Annotated in this window: 13 protein-coding genes and 1 tRNA gene; 6 read left to right on the top strand and 8 right to left on the bottom strand. The window is 44.7% G+C overall.

The window, feature by feature from the left end; genetic code table 11:
* Position 1: 1 nt before the first annotated feature.
* Positions 2 to 817, bottom strand: coding sequence for a hypothetical protein (locus tag ACHUFZ_RS03245; RefSeq protein ID WP_394125862.1), 816 nt, complete (start codon positions 815 to 817; stop codon positions 2 to 4).
* A gap of 278 nt (positions 818 to 1,095) precedes the next feature.
* Between ACHUFZ_RS03245 and ACHUFZ_RS03240 the strand changes: the two genes are divergently transcribed.
* Positions 1,096 to 2,334 (top strand): DEAD/DEAH box helicase, encoded by a 1,239-nt coding sequence (locus ACHUFZ_RS03240; RefSeq protein WP_394125861.1) that lies wholly within the window; start codon positions 1,096 to 1,098, stop codon positions 2,332 to 2,334.
* Between the two features lie 63 nt (positions 2,335 to 2,397).
* On the opposite strand, the gene ACHUFZ_RS03235 is transcribed toward ACHUFZ_RS03240, so the two are convergent.
* On the bottom strand, positions 2,398 to 3,549 hold the full coding sequence (locus ACHUFZ_RS03235; RefSeq protein WP_394125860.1) for an Acg family FMN-binding oxidoreductase: 1,152 nt from the start codon (positions 3,547 to 3,549) through the stop codon (positions 2,398 to 2,400).
* A 79-nt stretch (positions 3,550 to 3,628) separates the two neighbouring features.
* On the opposite strand from ACHUFZ_RS03235, the gene ACHUFZ_RS03230 reads away from it, so the two are divergent.
* A complete protein-coding gene (locus ACHUFZ_RS03230) occupies positions 3,629 to 4,084 on the top strand; it encodes a MarR family winged helix-turn-helix transcriptional regulator (RefSeq protein ID WP_394125859.1) in 456 nt (151 codons plus the stop codon).
* Positions 4,085 to 4,151: 67 nt separating this feature from the next.
* Here ACHUFZ_RS03230 and ACHUFZ_RS03225 read toward each other — a convergent pair whose 3' ends face one another.
* The 4 genes from ACHUFZ_RS03225 to ACHUFZ_RS03210 form a co-directional block, all read right to left on the bottom strand.
* Positions 4,152 to 5,318, bottom strand: a complete 1,167-nt coding sequence (locus ACHUFZ_RS03225) for a MalY/PatB family protein (RefSeq protein ID WP_394125858.1) — start codon at positions 5,316 to 5,318, stop codon at positions 4,152 to 4,154.
* A 12-nt stretch (positions 5,319 to 5,330) separates the two neighbouring features.
* The gene (nhaC, locus tag ACHUFZ_RS03220) at positions 5,331 to 6,806 is read right to left on the bottom strand and encodes a Na+/H+ antiporter NhaC (RefSeq protein WP_394125857.1); all 1,476 of its coding nucleotides are present in this window, start codon (positions 6,804 to 6,806) and stop codon (positions 5,331 to 5,333) included.
* 137 nt (positions 6,807 to 6,943) lie between these two features.
* Positions 6,944 to 7,954 carry a LacI family DNA-binding transcriptional regulator gene (locus ACHUFZ_RS03215; RefSeq protein ID WP_394125856.1) on the bottom strand — a complete coding sequence of 337 codons (1,011 nt, stop codon included), beginning with the start codon at positions 7,952 to 7,954 and terminating at the stop codon, positions 6,944 to 6,946.
* A gap of 216 nt (positions 7,955 to 8,170) precedes the next feature.
* Positions 8,171 to 8,863, bottom strand: a complete 693-nt coding sequence (locus ACHUFZ_RS03210; protein WP_394125855.1) for an MOSC domain-containing protein — start codon at positions 8,861 to 8,863, stop codon at positions 8,171 to 8,173.
* A gap of 123 nt (positions 8,864 to 8,986) precedes the next feature.
* Between ACHUFZ_RS03210 and ACHUFZ_RS03205 the strand changes: the two genes are divergently transcribed.
* Positions 8,987 to 9,793: an AraC family transcriptional regulator gene (locus tag ACHUFZ_RS03205; RefSeq protein WP_394125854.1), complete on the top strand. Its 807-nt coding sequence runs from the start codon at positions 8,987 to 8,989 to the stop codon at positions 9,791 to 9,793.
* A 44-nt stretch (positions 9,794 to 9,837) separates the two neighbouring features.
* Here the strand turns inward: ACHUFZ_RS03205 and ACHUFZ_RS03200 are convergent, their stop codons facing one another.
* Positions 9,838 to 10,845: a substrate-binding domain-containing protein gene (locus ACHUFZ_RS03200; protein WP_394125853.1), complete on the bottom strand. Its 1,008-nt coding sequence runs from the start codon at positions 10,843 to 10,845 to the stop codon at positions 9,838 to 9,840.
* Between the two features lie 176 nt (positions 10,846 to 11,021).
* On the opposite strand from ACHUFZ_RS03200, the gene ACHUFZ_RS03195 reads away from it, so the two are divergent.
* Positions 11,022 to 12,128 carry a substrate-binding domain-containing protein gene (locus ACHUFZ_RS03195; protein ID WP_394125852.1) on the top strand — a complete coding sequence of 369 codons (1,107 nt, stop codon included), beginning with the start codon at positions 11,022 to 11,024 and terminating at the stop codon, positions 12,126 to 12,128.
* Positions 12,125 to 14,605, top strand: coding sequence for a putative bifunctional diguanylate cyclase/phosphodiesterase (locus tag ACHUFZ_RS03190; protein WP_394125851.1), 2,481 nt, complete (start codon positions 12,125 to 12,127; stop codon positions 14,603 to 14,605). Before ACHUFZ_RS03195 ends, ACHUFZ_RS03190 begins: the two co-directional genes overlap by 4 nt.
* Before the next feature lie 209 nt (positions 14,606 to 14,814).
* Here the strand turns inward: ACHUFZ_RS03190 and ACHUFZ_RS03185 are convergent.
* Positions 14,815 to 14,905 (bottom strand) — tRNA-Ser (locus ACHUFZ_RS03185).
* Between the two features lie 316 nt (positions 14,906 to 15,221).
* On the opposite strand from ACHUFZ_RS03185, the gene ACHUFZ_RS03180 reads away from it, so the two are divergent.
* On the top strand, positions 15,222 to 15,920 hold the full coding sequence (locus ACHUFZ_RS03180) for a MaoC family dehydratase (protein ID WP_394125850.1): 699 nt from the start codon (positions 15,222 to 15,224) through the stop codon (positions 15,918 to 15,920).
* Positions 15,921 to 16,050 lie beyond the last annotated feature (130 nt).

Here is a 16,050-nt window from a genome sequence, read left to right as displayed (position 1 = left end):
ACTAGAACTGGTAGTTCACTTCGATTCTTTGATCGCCTTCTTTGAATTCTTGCTCCTGTGTCCAGTTAGCAAAATAGCGCACATTGAATCTTGGAGTAATTTGATAAGAGAGTGACACTTCGTTGGCAAAGACTTCACTGTTTCCTTGACCAAATGCGGACTCCATAAAGTCATCCGAACCCGCTATCGCGGTTAACCACATAGGGTTGTAGTTCACCCAAATCTTATCGGTAATGGCCAGCTTACTGTACATACCTACCACACCATAAACACCAGGTATGGTATAGCCAATGCTCTTATCAATGGGGTAAGTGCCTGACTCAGTATCGACCGTGGTATCGACTTGCCCATTGGTGATTCGTACACCTGCCCCAGCTAGAGGATAGAGCTGTAGCGCTCCCCACTTTGGCAATGCTTGAATAAAGCTATACGAGGTATCCAGTTGCTCTTTTGCAACGTTATAGTTCATATCTAGCTGCGCACCACGGCCACTGGTGGTGTCGACACTAAAGTTGCGAAAACGCAGGCTATCAATCGAATCATCACGTTTACTCGAACCGCTCCAACCCAACTGTTCGCCCGCAATGCCTTTTACTTCAATGATATTCATCGCCATCGTGTCAGGGTTGCCAGTGTCATACGTCTGACCCACTTTCAGGTTTAGGCCTTTATCAGAGACTCCAAAGCCACCTTGAGTATATACCGCTAATGGGTCAGACATATCTTGAACTTGCTCACTGCTCTCAGGTGCTGACTCTGCATGAGCGAAGGCAGAAACCAACGCTAACGCCAAAACTTTAGGAATGGGATGCTTCATATCTCTCTCGATGTTATTGATTAAAACATCAAGATCCTAAGAGCTTCGACCTAAGCTATCGATAGAGCGAAGATAAACAGTCAATTAAGTCGGGTTTAATTGATTCTTACTATCTATGGATTTACGTCGAGGCAATAAATAAACTCTATCGAAGCATCAGCGTAATCAACACTGAGCCTTAAAGCATTACACTTAATCATCTCGATTGTGGTAAAGTCCGCGCCTGCGTACTGTCGCACCGTGATTGTTTCCAACGCCGTTAAATAAAAGGCCTGCACATGCCGTTTTCTACTCTTTCATTAAGTTCTGAACTTATCCAAGCACTGCCACAAGACTTCAAAAAGCCGACTGATATTCAAACATTGGCGATCCCTGAACTGATGGCGGGTAAAGACATATTGGCATTAGCAAATACGGGCAGCGGAAAAACCCTTGCTTATGGTTTGCCTTTATTGGAAAAGTTACACGCAAATCCTCAGCAGCAAGCGCTTATCTTAGTACCAACACGAGAGCTGGCGACTCAAGTGAGTGAGGCGATTAACCAAGTTGGTCAGGATCTTGGTCTTAACTCGGTGTGTTTGTGCGGTGGCGTCGATAAAGAGCAGCAACTACAAGCGCTAGCGGCAAATCCTCATATTCTTGTTGCTACGACAGGTCGTTTGGTTGACCTTGCCAACAACGGTTTAGACTTAAGCGGCGTGCAATACCTTGTGTTGGATGAAGCGGATCGTCTACTCGATATGGGCTTTTGGCCGGATGTACAAACTATTGCGTCGAAAACATCAACGAAACGCCAAACCGCGATGTTCTCAGCCACGTTTTCTGATGAACTGAAGCAGAAAGCCAAGCTACTTATGTGCGATCCCAAACAGGTGGCGGCGCACCAAGAAAACAGTACAAACCAAGAGATCACTGAAACGCTGTATCTAGTTAACAAAGGAAGCAAAACCAAAGCTTTGATTGAGCTAGTTAAGCAGAACGCTTGGACGCAGGTGTTGGTGTTTATTGGAGCAAAAGAGAACGCCGATGGTTTGGCGAAGAAGCTAAATAAAGCGGGTATCTCAACCGATGCGCTGCACGGTAACAAGAGCCAAGCAGAGCGAGAAGAAGCGCTGGCGCAGTTTAAGTCTGGGCAAACTCAGGTGTTGATTGCTACCGACCTATTAGCGCGCGGTATTCATATCGAGCAACTACCAGTGGTGATTAACTTTGAGTTGCCGATGCATGCGGAAACCTATGTTCATCGAGTCGGACGTACAGCCCGTGCAGGAGAGCAAGGTGTTGCAATATCACTGGTTTGCCATGGTGAAACCGACGCATTAAATGCCATTCGTCAGCTCACTCAGCGTGAATTGCCAACCCAAGACCTTGAAGGTTTTCCGGTCACTGATAAACCATCAACCGGTGAGAGCAAACGCGCCCCTCGCGATAAGAAAGCCAACCGCCGAACCAATGCTAAGAAAAGCATTAAGCAGTTCCAAGGCAAAGCAAAGCGCTCTGCCCCAAAAGCAAAATAACCGCTAGCTAAGCCACTTACGTCTCTCACATTTTGTAAGTGGCTTGGTCCAGAGTTGTTTGAGTTACGCTTGTACTATATCGCTCACTTCTCGGCGCGGCGACGATGGAGTCAGTTCTGACTTGCCTAAGCGAAACAACATTTGTACGGTTTGATTCGATTCAATTGCGTAATGCTGTTTGAACTCATCCTGTAACGGCAGCATGTCGGAGTATTCTTGAAGAATCTGGCTCATAGGGTGTTGTGCTAAGCCCATCGACGTCGTGACTAGATTGATTCTTTGATATATACGTCCACATTTTACCTGGGCTAAACGGCTGTTGTCCTCACTCACTAATAAGCCAAAGTGAGGGGCATTTTCAGCCGCTTTTTGCGTCGCTTTGATACCTTCTTCACCAAAGCGTTTAGGGTCACTCTCTGCATTTTCACGGGTCACAAACAGCTTTTCCGCTAGCCAACGTTTCGCGCCAGAGACGCCATTTTGCGCCAAGCCAAACCCATCTCTGTACTCTGCAAATTCTTTGTCATTAAAACGGAACATGGCAATCGTCTCCAAGCTCCTCGCCGCTTGCTGCTCTTCGATCGTCATGGCTTGAGTAAGAAACTGGCTCATTGCCCCATTGTCACTCTTCGCATTTATAAACTTCATCGCAAAGCCATCGCCACCAGTAATGTTCTGTATAAGAGCCAATTGGTCCTCAGCCACGATATCAGTCTGGTAAGGCGTCTTTGTCGATTGACGAATTGCCAGATAACCAAACAGAGGATCAGCTTGTACCTCTGGATCGGGAGTTAAAGTAATCGCTGCGACCGGCTTTTCTTCAAGGCTCTGATTGTCGTACTCCCCTTGCGGAAAATACTCAACCTCAGCTCGAATACCAAAACGCGTTGCCGCAATCACTAACCCTTCAATAAAGGTTCCCTGACCGATATGAATTTGACGATGGATCGGATCAGTTTGAGGTAACAAGCGCTCAGAATCGACGTAAAGGAGAATCTGATTTTGATTTGGTAACGCTACCTTCCATGGCTGAATGTTGTGCGGATTCGCACTTAGCATCGCGTAACTGAGCAGTGTCTTTCTTATATCATCATAGGTATGCGTCGGCCGATAAGTGACGCTATTGGATGTACTCAACTGATTAACCAAAATTGGACTCGCCGCGACAACAACGCCGCCTGCTCCTAAGACTTTGATAAAGTTTCTTCTGTTCATGTTATCCCTCGAACTGCTAGAATCATTCCATGGAATAAATATACATTCCACGGAATGTAAATCAAGGGTATTCTATAAAATGTTGACAGAAAAACAGCAGAACTCATTCAAGCTATTGATATCACTTGGAATAATAAATCAGCTAACTGACGCCTGGTTAAGTAAAGCTTTGGCACCTCATGGCATTAATCAATCTCAGTTTAATCTGCTCAATCACTTCTCTCGCCACCCAGGCAAAGAGCAGACGATCAGTCAATTAGCAGAAGTGATGCAAATGAACCAGCCTGGCATCACTAAGGTGGTGAACAAGCTGTCTGAAATGGATTTGATAGAGATTCGTAAAGACGAACAAGATGGGCGTAAGAAGTGGATTCGTATTAATCATCAGGGGTTGGACAAGGTTCAAAGTGCGTTTATGAGCTTTCTGCCCACCGTTGACCAATGCTTTGAGCAATGGGACGAGAAGCAACTTGAGCAGATGCTGGAACACTCTCAACGTCTGCAGAATTGGCTAGATAACAATCGCGACGCTTAAAATTAGATATAAGAAGCCACGCTTCTGATTGAGTAGCGTGGCTTTGTTTTATCTATTGTTTGTACGACTAGCTTAGCGCTTGTTTGATTCGCACCAAGGCTTGATCTAATGTGCCTACTGGGCAGCCTAGGTTAAGGCGAACAAAGCCAGAGCCTTCTTTACCGAAACCAATGCCCATGCTTGGTACAAGCCCAGCCTCGACAAACTTTTGCTCCAGTTCAGTGTCAGTTAGGTTAAGCGCACGACAATCTAACCAAACCAAATAGCCTGCTTGTGGGGAGACAAACTTCACCTTTGGCAGTTGCGTTTGTACAAACAGCTCAAGCTTGGTGATGTTAGCTCGCAAATAGTCTTTTAGCTCGGTTAACCAACCTGAACATTCTTGATAAGCAAGGGTGGCGGCGCTCATTGAAAGACTATTGAACACGTCCATGCCATGAGCATCTAACCTGCGAGTAAACTGTGCTCGGAGTGATTCATCTGGAATCATAAAGTTAGAAATTCGCAGTGAAGACAAGCCAAACGTCTTACTTGCAGCCGTTGCCACTATCAGGCGTTTTGTGAGATTTCGTGGCAGACGCAAAGCTGAATAGTATTGCGCATCACCAACTACCAAATCACCCCATATCTCATCACTGAGCAGCCACACTTGGTACTGCTCACACAGTTCGGCAACCTTTGTTATTTCACTTTCAGACCAAACTCGCCCTGTAGGGTTATGTGGGTTACAAAAGATCATTGCTTTTGCACCATTAGCAAAGCAGGTTTCGAGATGATCAAAGTCGAGCTGATATTCACCCTCGGTTTCTGTCAGTGGGTTTTCGACCACAACACGATCGTTGAATTCAATGATCTTACGGAAGGAGCCATATCCTGGACTTTGCATGACAATGCCATCACCTTTGTCGGTGAGCATTTGCAATGCCATCGCAAGACCAGGAAGTACGCCATGTACCGTAGTGATCCACTCACGCTTAACGTGGGTATCATGCTGGTTTTGATACCAATCGATCGTCGCTTGGTAGTAGGCATCATCGCGTTCTGCGTAACCAAAGATCCCATGCTCAATACGTTGTTGTAGCGCGTCTAACACCACTTTCGGAGCTTTAAAATCGTAATCGGAGACCCACATTGGGAGTAGATCCGTCCCAGCCAATCCCAGCTTTTGCTGCATAAAGTCCCATTTAACAGAGCCACTTTCCTTGCGGTTCAGAATTTGGTCGAAAGCGTTCATCAATGATTTACCTTATTTTGTTTCTACTGCTGGTGTATTTGAATGCTCGTCAGCAATCTGTTGTTCGTTTTGTTCTGGCTTTGCTTTTGCGATACCAAAGCCAGTGAAGCCATAGATGAGAGCGAAGATCACGGCGGTGTAACACTGAATTGCCCATGGTAGGTAATCCAACGTTGCCACGCCTAACGTACCTGCCATGTAGATACCTGCCGCTGTCCAAGGAACCAATGGCTCAATGATAGTGCCGGCATCTTCGATGGTTCGAGACAGGTTCTTCGTGTCTAAGCCCATTTTGCGGTAAGCGTTTTGGAACAACTCGCCCGGAATCAACAGCGCTAACTTGCCGTCAGAGGTGGTGAAAACCACAGTGATGGTTGCCACTACAGTCGAAGCAATCAGCTGACCTGTGGTGTGAATCGCGTGTAGGAACTTACCTAGTACCACGTTTAGTGCACCTGTCAGGCTCAAAATACCAGCGAAAGCGAACGCACAGAATACCAATAGAATTGTGCTCATCATTGAGAACAGACCGCCGCGGTTAAGCAGTTTGGCGATATCTGGCACTAAGCTATTTACGCTGTGACCGTTAGCTTCAAACATCGCTAGGTTGAAGCCATCGACGTAAGCTTGGAAACCTTGTTTTAGAGAAAAGTCTTGGAAAATCATACCTAGCACAATTGCGATTGCTGATGCACCAAGCATCAGTGGCAGAACAGGTTTCTTAGTTAATGCGCCCCACAAGATCATCACTGGCGGAATAAGAAGTAGGATGTTGAAGTTGTAGAGATTGTCTAAGCCCGAGATGATTTGGACCACTTTCTCTGGCTCGTGAATATTAGCGATATCAGCACTTTGACCAGCAAAGAAGAACACCACAGATGCAATCACAAAACCCGGTAGAGTCGTGTAAAGCATGTGTTGGATGTGTTCATACAGAGTAGTACCCGAAACCACAGGGGCAAAGTTAGTTGAATCCGATAGTGGTGAGATTTTGTCACCAAAGTACGCACCAGATACCACTGCACCAGCCGCAGCGGCAAGTGACACGTCAAGACCTGCTGCAACCCCCATTAGCGCAACACCAACGGTACCAGCAGAGCCCCAAGAAGTACCAGTACAAACAGAGACAACACTAGTAACAAAGAAAGCGGCAATTAGAATGTATTCAGGGCTGATGACTTTAAGTCCCCAGTAAACCATGTAAGGGATTGTGCCACTGACCATCCAACTGGCGATAAGGCCGCCCACTGAAACTAGAATCAGGATAACTGGCATCGCTTTAGCCAATTTCTCTACGATGGCGTTAATGATGTCATCCCAGTTGTAGCCGATCTTCCATGCGATAAGACCAGTGAAAACTGCTGAAATCAGTAATAGGACTTCAATGCGAAGTCCAAGCATTCCGTATCCGACAGCCAGAAGTGCAAACATCACCGCAATTGGGGCGAGTGCTAATCCGAACGACGGGAGAGGCTTTGAGTTTGTCATGTTATTTTTCCTCAGGATCGATGTAGGGTTTGTTCGGAATAGATAGTAACGGTCAGATAATAGGCAAAATGAGAGCGGTGTGTCGTTTTCATGTAAGCGCTTACATGAGGTATGCGAATGTAATATTCATCACAGTTTTATCCAATTTTTTCTATTGCTTTAACGGTTTGACGAGTCACTAAGTCAGCCTTAAATTGGTGCTGGTTTGGCGGAGAATAACCATCTTTATTTAAGTTTAACGCCAGTTTCGCTGCATATGTCGACATTTCATCGATCGGATTATACATAGTAGTTAGTCGTGGATAGAGATAACGTGCTAACAAAACGTCATCGAAGCCAACAATGGAAATATCATCCGGCACCGAGAAGCCCTGTTCATGCAAGCTTGCCATTAAACCTGCAGCCATCACATCATTGAACGTCACTACCGCTGTGACACCCGGGCACGATTGGACAAGCTGGCGCCCTGCCTCTTCACCGCCCGACTCACTGAAATTTTGGTTAATCACCCATCCAGTCGGGATGTCAAGATTGGCTGCGTCCATCGCCTCCCGATAACCTTCTAAACGCTCTGTTCGATCTTCAATAGGTAAATCACTGGTAACGCAGGCAATCTTACGATGACCTTGCTCAATCAAATATTCGACCGATTGGCGTGCTCCCGCTCGATTATCTACCCAGACAGAACGATTGGAAATTTGTGCGATTGTACGGTTAAGCAACACCATAGCAGGAAGCTGCGCAGCGTATTGCATCAAGGTGGTGTCATCGAGCATTTTTGAGTGAACGACCATCGCCTCACAACCTTGGCTAATGAGAAAGTCGAGTCCTTCTTTTTCTCGCTGAGCATTATGCCCCCCACTGACCACCACTAGCTGACACCCATTCGCACGGGCGACTTCTTCAACGCTTTTAGCAATAAGTGCAAAGAAAGGGTCAGCCAAATTACCCGTTAACAAACCAAGTGTGTTGTTACTGCGATTTGCCAGAGCGGTTGCGCGCGCATCCCTACGATAGTTGAGCTCTTTGATTGCCCGTTCGACACGCTCTTGAGTTACAGGCTCTACATAACTAGTGCGGTTAATCACTCGTGAGACAGTCGCGGTCGAAACACCCGCTAAGTCCGCGACGTCTTTCATGGTCGCCATTGGGTTCTCCAAGAGAATATGAAGGTGAATGAAAAGTAGGATAAAACGAGGCAGAGTGTAGCGAGTATTTATTGTTGATTATGTTAGTAAGCTCAAAGGATAGAACTTTAGAAAGATGCAGCCTTCTTATTTACAGAGTCACAAGATAACAAAAAGCCACTAATCAGATGACATCCGATTAGTGGCCTAACAAGCCATTTTAATGAAGGTCGAACATCAGCCGACAGTGGGGCCAACCAAGCGCATTTCCCAATCTTCCACTTCGCCAGTTTCTAAGCGACGTTCGACAAGTTTGCCCCAAGACTCAACCAACGGCAGTTCGGCCAATCGGCTGAGTTCTGCTTTATCTAGGCTACCAGTGAATACCGCGCCCATGATGCGAGCTAGCGACCAGTCTGGGTAAAGTCTTTCGCATAAAATAATCTCGTCACCTGCGCCGATATCACCTTGTTCTAAAACTCGGAAGTACCAGCCTGTTCGGAGCGTATCTTGCAGCCTTCTCGCCATATCGCTTTGCTCGAAGCGTACGTTGAGTTTCCAACAAGGCATACGTCCTTGAGATACTTCCAATAATGTTGAGCCGATGCGGATCTTATCTTTCAAGCAAATGGACTCTTCTGTCACACCGCTTGAGCTAAGGTTCTCACCAAACGCACCAGCGGATTGAAAAATCGCTTTATCGCCTAGCTCTTGCTGCCAAACGGGATAATGTTCGCTTGGGTAAATATGAAGGGCTTTTTGAATGCCGCCATGAAAGCGCGGGTCGCCTTGTTCATCATTAGTAAAACCCAGTTCTGTTGCATGCTGACGCTTCGGTAGAACCTGTTTGTTAATCGCACTTTTCGCACCATGTGCAAAGGCAACGGTTTTGCCCGCCAATACGCTATTAATAACACCCAACTTCTTCATATCTCTTCCTTATTGCCTGAAGATTAATACCGTAATAGGTTGTCCTTCTCGGCTTCATTCACACTGTTGAGCATGATAGCCTAGTGAACTCGTGTCAGTATAGGGATGTAAGGACAGTTAACAATGCTAACCCGCCAAATAGATTCTCACTCTGGTGTGATGACCTCAAATGAAATGATGGCAGCAAATCCTCACTCACCAGCGCTGGTCAAAACTATCGACATGCCTAAAGGTTACATCGATGCGATGCACCAACACACGTGGCATCAAGTCATCTTCCCCATCAAAGGCTTGCTACAAACCAAAACAGATTACTATCAGCACCTTGTACCACACACCTCTGCGCTGTTTGTGCCTGCGGGCATTCAACATGAATCTATCGCCCTTAGCCATACGACATTTGTCGGCATCTACCTTAACCCCGCCTTTGGTACTGAATATGAGCATCAAGTTCGAACCATCACCTTGACGCCGTTCTTAAATGAGTTGCTACAAGAAATACGCCGCCAGTGTGAAGGGCTAGTGAGTGATGAGGAAGTGTTGCGCCTGCTCGCTGTGTTGCACGATCAAATCATGAAAGACAATGTACAAACGTTTCAATTGCTGCTGCCAAAAGATAGGCGTTTAAAGCTGATATTCGAAGCGCTGACTGACAAACCAGCATTAGATTTTTCACTCAAACAGTGGGGAGAGAAAGTCGGTGCGTCGGAGCGAACATTGTCACGCTTGTTCTCCAAAGAATTCAACACCTCGTTTCAGCTATGGCGGCAACAAATCAGGCTGATTTACTCACTCTCTTTGTTAGACGAAGATCGTTCAATTCAAAGCATTGCCGATCAAGTGGGATACCAAAACGACTCTTCTTACATCAAAGCGTTTAAAGCCTATTTTGATGTCACTCCGCAGCAATTCCGCGTTAAGGGCCGCTAATTTCTTAGCGGCCTCTTTACTGAATGTGGGGAACAAAGGGACGCCTATTCATTCACGCCAGAATAACGAAAGGCCTCTCGCGTAAGATTATCAATTTCAGCATCACTCATTTCGTTATGTGCCACGGTAATCCTACCTAAGTAGATTAAAGGTACCTCAACGGCCCGGCCTTCCAAATGAAACTTTATGGCTTCTGCAGTCGCGACACCGAGATCATCACTCATGCGCATAGGCGTCGCATCTAGCTCTCCTGCTCGGATTTTCTCAATCTCTTTCGCTGTACCGCCCCAGCCAGTGACATAAATAGGGTCAAGTTTGTCAGCTTCCCGCAGCGCATCAACCGCTCCCATTGTCATGGCAGTATTTGCATTGTGGATCATGGTTACTTCAGGGAAATTATCCAGAATGAGTTTCACCCCATCGGCAGCACCTAATTTTTGATATTGGCCAAAATGCTCATAGACAGTTAACCAATCGCCTTGCTCTTCGACGCAATCAATAAATCCTTGTGAACGCTGGGTATCTGTAATACCAGGGATCCCTCTATTCGCAGCAAACTCGATATCTTTACCCAAATGTTCAATCACGTGTCCACAAAGCACTTCTGCGCCCATGCTGCTAGAGAAATCAAACCATGCATCCGGTTGAGACTCCCAGTTTTCATTAGGCGTATGGAAAGCCCATATGAAAGTTTTGAAATCATTAGAAGCCGATAGTTTTTGAATATTATTGGCTTGCAGATCCAACTCCGAAGGACCAAAAATAACAAAGTCGTACATTTTTTCACCGCTCAGCACCTTGTCCGTGTACTGCGTTTGAAGAGAATGTTCAATTTGCTTTGATGAAAACTCGGTAACTTCATAAGAGATATTCAATGCCGACAAGCGCTTAGTAAGTGCCGTGTAGTTACGAACCCAGAAATCTGAGATATCAGCACTCGGATAGATAAGTGCAATTTGGATCGTTTTCTTAACGATGTCACTTTTGATTGACTTCGGCTCTTCACTCACAGCAGATTGAAAATGATGGAAGATATGACTTTTCTCATCCATATCTGATTCATGTGCTAATGCCGCTATAGGACTAAACAAAAGAACTACTAAGACACACTTATTTACTATTTTATCAACCAAGTAAACCATAAATGTTACCAATTGTTTGATTGTGTAATAACATTATTATAAATATATACACCAAAATTATCAGATGAATTACACATTATAAATTTATGGCGATTTTGATTAGGCGCTTGCTCGTGATCTTTTGTGCAGTATCTAGCTCTTATAGTTACGCGAACAACAGTAGCGAAACGTTTCTTGACTACGCAAAAGCAAAAGTACAAAAAGCAGTCTCCAGTAATACGACTTGGGACGGTCCTACTAATGGGCCGCAAGCGGTTTACGAAAAAAGTATTATCTTCGTTGCATCTGATCTCAGAAATGGCGGCGTTTATGGCGTGGGAAAAGGAATGTCTGAGGCCAATTCGCACCTTGATTGGCACTTGAGGTTTCTCGACGGCGTTGGTTCCGAAGTCCGTCAAGGCGCCGCGATTCGAAAAGCGATCGGTTTTGAGCCTGACGCAATCGTTCTTGGTGGCATTGATGCTGTAAGGCATAGGGATGTCCTAAAATTTGCTCAAAACCTTGGCATCATCGTTATCGGGTGGCATGCAACAGAGTTAGCGGGTGGTAATGATGACATAGGCCTATATATGAACATCACTACCGATCCCTTAGATGTCGCAGAAATTGCCGCCTTGCTTGCCATCGCAAATTCAGAAGGCAAAGCGAACACGCTTATTTTCACCGACTCAAACTACAAAATTGCCACGATAAAATCAGATACCATGGCGAACACTATTAAGCGTTGCGAAGATTGCGAGCTATTGGAAGTTAACGATCTACCATTAGATAAGATTTCAGAGCTAATGCCTAAAACAATGGAAAGTCTTTGGAATAAATATGATAGAAAAATCACCCATATATTAGCCATAAACGACCTATACATTGATTATGCTATCCCCTCTTTAGAGTCACTCGATCACGTCCCAAGTAACATATCAGCCGGAGACGGAAGTAAGGCGGCATACAAACGAATTAACAACGATGATTTTCAACTAGCGACCGTTCCTGAACCTTTGTATTTGCAAGGTTGGCAAATCATTGACGAACTTAACCGAGCCTTTAACGGTTTAAAACCCAGTGGCTATTCTGCTCCAGTTCATTTGGTTACACCGGATAACGTCGACGAACTTGTCAGCCAACAAGCAAGTGGCATTTATGACCCACAAAACGGTTATCGCGAAGCTTATTTAAAGATTTGGAAGCCGAAATGATTATAAAAAACATCAATATCACGCAGCGCCTCATCATTTCTAGCTTGGTTTCTTTACTTATCGTAAGTGTCGCCGTGTTGATAGTAATCCGCTCACTCTATTACGTCGAATCTACATTAAAAACAGAAACCAGTACCCATGTATCTGAGCTAATCGTTAATTCAGAAATCAGTCGCCGCGTGTTTGACCTAACGTCAAAAGTCAAATTACTCGAACAGACGTTTCTGTTCAGTGAAAGTACCTTGTCAGCTCAAGCATTCAATATTGATCTACAACTTCAAAAACTTAGAGATCTCTCTACCAATAAAACATTCTCTAACAAGATTGATGCATTTATTGACAACTTCCATCGATTTCTAGGAAGTTCACTTGCTCTAAACCGAATTTTAAAACAAACCCATAAGATTGATACTCGACTCGCTATTCAAATTAATGAGTTAGAGTTTGTTATTGCTGACAGCAAGATAGCTCAACTAAATAGCCATGGTATCCAGCATTACAATAACGAGATCGATTTAGTCAATATGCTACGGGAAGCCTTCCTCACCACAGGTAAAATGATTGGCGATATCCATAGCCGCATCACGCCTGAGACTGAAAAGGTATTGCTAATTGAAGTTGAAAAAGAGCTAGACATACTGCTTCTTCACCTTGAAAACGTGGACATACACACGCCTGAGGTCGTTGCTCAAAAGAAAAAAATCCAGAAAACCGTTAAGCGCTATAATGCCGCTCTACGTCGAATCCGCGCTAACCTTGAACAACGTTGGATTGTAATGGAAGCATTAGTTGGCGCTCAAAACGAGTTACTGCGAATGGTAGAAGGGACAGAAAAGCGCGTACAAACGCAAGCGGTCGAACTAACGCAGCAACTTGAGAAAGAAATAGGTCAATCTCGATTCAATGCCATCGTGATTAGTATATTTGCGATACTGCTTTCTGTACTGTTGATTAATCGAGTGGTTAGCCTCCATATCAGAAAGCCACTCGATGATCTAAAGGACGGCTTTGATAGACTCGTTTCCAACGGTACCAAAAAACCTATCGACTTGGGGCGTACCGATGAATGGAGCCTCATCGAAAACGCCTATAACAATATGTCATCACGACTATCAGAAGCGTACCTAGAGCTCCATGAAGAGAAAAAGAACTTCGACTTTCTTGCTCATCACGATCCACTGACATTACTTGCGAACCGATTGTTAGCAACCAAAAAGCTTGATGAACAGATTACATTTTCACAATCAAACACCAGCCCTTTCCTCCTCCTTTACTTAGATATTGATGAGTTTAAGACGATTAACGACTCACTCGGTCACGCCTCTGGAGATAACTTATTGGTGAGTATTTCTGAGATTCTTACCAAGCTTATCGGCGATTCGGGGTTCGTTGCGCGTATGGGTGGGGATGAATTCATGATAGTCCTCGCCGATATGAATTCTGAACAGGGTGAACAGATTGCCGATAAAATTAATAAGGCATTAAGAATGCCGTATTATATTGAAGATAGAACGATTTTTGTCTCTGCTAGTATCGGGATCTGTCAATTTCCTATTCATGGAGAAGATGGAGAAACTTTGGTGAGAAACGCGGATACTGCCATGTATCATGCGAAAAGAAACGGTAGAGACCAATATCGTATCTATGCCGATCAGATGACACATGAAGTCACTGACCTCATCGAAATTAACATGGGATTACACAATGCCATCAAGAACGATGAATTAGTCGTCCACTTCCAACCCAAAGTGAATCTGGAAAGCCAGCGTATTGCAGGGGCAGAGGCACTCGTCAGATGGCAACACCCGACGCTTGGCTTATTGCCTCCTTTCGACTTCTTAGAAGTGGCAGAAAAAACCGACCTCATTATCGAAATTGACAAATGGGTGTTCCGAAAAGTCGCCACGCTAATTACTGAATGGAAACGCGCTGGTACGAATATCGACAATTTAATCATCTCCGTCAATTTCTCCGCACGAATGTTTTATAAAACAGATCTTGCTGATCAGTTACAAGAAATTCTTAACGAGACTGAGTGTAAGCCAGAACAGCTCCTGCTAGAAATAACCGAACGCGATATGATGCGTGATTTTGAAACCTGCTCTCGGACTATCGAAAAACTGCATGCGAAAGGTTACCGAATTGCCATTGATGACTTTGGAACTGGGTATTCTTCCCTTTCTATGCTCAAAAACCTATCTGCAGACTGCATCAAACTTGATCGTACATTTATCCGAGAAGTGAATACATCCAAATTGGATTACGAAATCACCAGTGCCATCCTCAAACTTGCCGAGGTGCTTGATCTTTCAGTCATTGCCGAAGGTGTAGAGACCGAATCACACGTAGAGGCTTTACGCCAAATTGGCTGTTCTTGTGCTCAGGGCTATTACTTCGCTCGCCCTCTACCCGTTTCTGAATGGCTAGAATTCATCTCCGAAGTTGATTCAAACACCCAACGTCAAATCACATGTTAACCTGAGGCTCTATTCTTCGCTGACCAATGCATTTCTTACTGGGTTTCGCAAACCATTCCAATAATTCGAACTGACTTACTTAGAATGACAGGGAAGAAACCTAAACGTACTTGGGGACTTAGCACATAGAAAGACATACCGTTAGGTGATTGCCAGTACTGTAGATACGAAAAAGGCCGCTAATTTCTTAGCGGCCTTTTTACTGAATGTGGCGGAGAGATAGGGATTTGAACCCTAGATACGCTATTAACGTATGCCGGTTTTCAAGACCGGTGCTTTCAACCACTCAGCCATCTCTCCGTTGCGGGACGTATATTAGGTATAAGCCCTAAGCTTGTAAAGCATTAATTCGCAGCCTATGGTTTAAGTGCTGAGAAACTAAGCAGTTGCTGAGAAGGGTTCACTCTTCACAACGTGATTTCCGCCTCATTCTCTGAGCTAAAAGCTCTACTCACACATTTACAATAAAATAGTGTTTTATTTATAACTAATTAATTTAAATATGAAAAAGCACTTTCAGGTAACACTTGTACGCCCGAAAGTCATTGCACAATAGTGTGAACTGTTTCAAAATTAGTGAATTAACAGAGTCGAATAGTCTTTATCTGAGGTTTTTATGAAAGTCGCTGACTTATTTAAACATCGCGGTCTAACAAATTCTAAGCATCATTCAGAGTTTATGCACTGGATGACACCAACAGTGCGTGAGTACTGGGGAGAGATTGTTAACAAGGCTCATAATCGTCATCTGTTTACACGCCTGCGTGATTTTCACACTCCAGCAGTCAACGATGAAGTAAAACCAGATCAAGTCGTTCCACAGCAGCCGAAACCAATCGAAATGAAGCCTGAAGCGCAAGCTTTGTACCTAGAGCTTCAACAACAAATTGGTGATGTTATTCATATTGGCGATTGGCTTGATGTATCACAAGAGCGCATCAACCAGTTTGGTCAAGTGACCGAAGACATGCAGTGGATCCACACCGATCCTGAGCGCGCTGAAGCTGAGTCTCCATTTAAAACGACGATTGCTCATGGGTTCTTAACACTGGCACTATTGCCTAAGTTAACTGACAGCGTTGATCCAGATAAAAACATGTTCCCTACCGCTAAAATGGTGGTGAATATTGGTTTAAATCAGGTTCGCTTCCCTTACCCAGTTAAAGCAGACAATCGCGTACGTGCAGTCAGCACCCTTTCTAAAGTGACGCCTATCCGCAAAGGCTTAGAAATTGAACGCGAAATTAAAGTCGAAATTGACGGTGTTCGTCGCCCTGGCGCTGTTGTTACTTCAGTGATTCAACTGCACTTTTAAGCCACTGCGTACCCCTTTATAATTATAAGAAAAACGCCCGATGAATATCATCGTAATGCCATTCGGATAAGCGCTAACGCTTATACCTAAACGGATATTTGGTCGGAACAAAGAGGACTGAACGTGGAAA

This window comes from Vibrio hepatarius, from assembly GCF_043642085.1.
GTDB lineage: Bacteria > Pseudomonadota > Gammaproteobacteria > Enterobacterales > Vibrionaceae > Vibrio > Vibrio hepatarius_C.
Note: the sequence above shows the minus strand (reverse complement) of the source record. Positions and strands in the feature narration are given on the sequence as shown.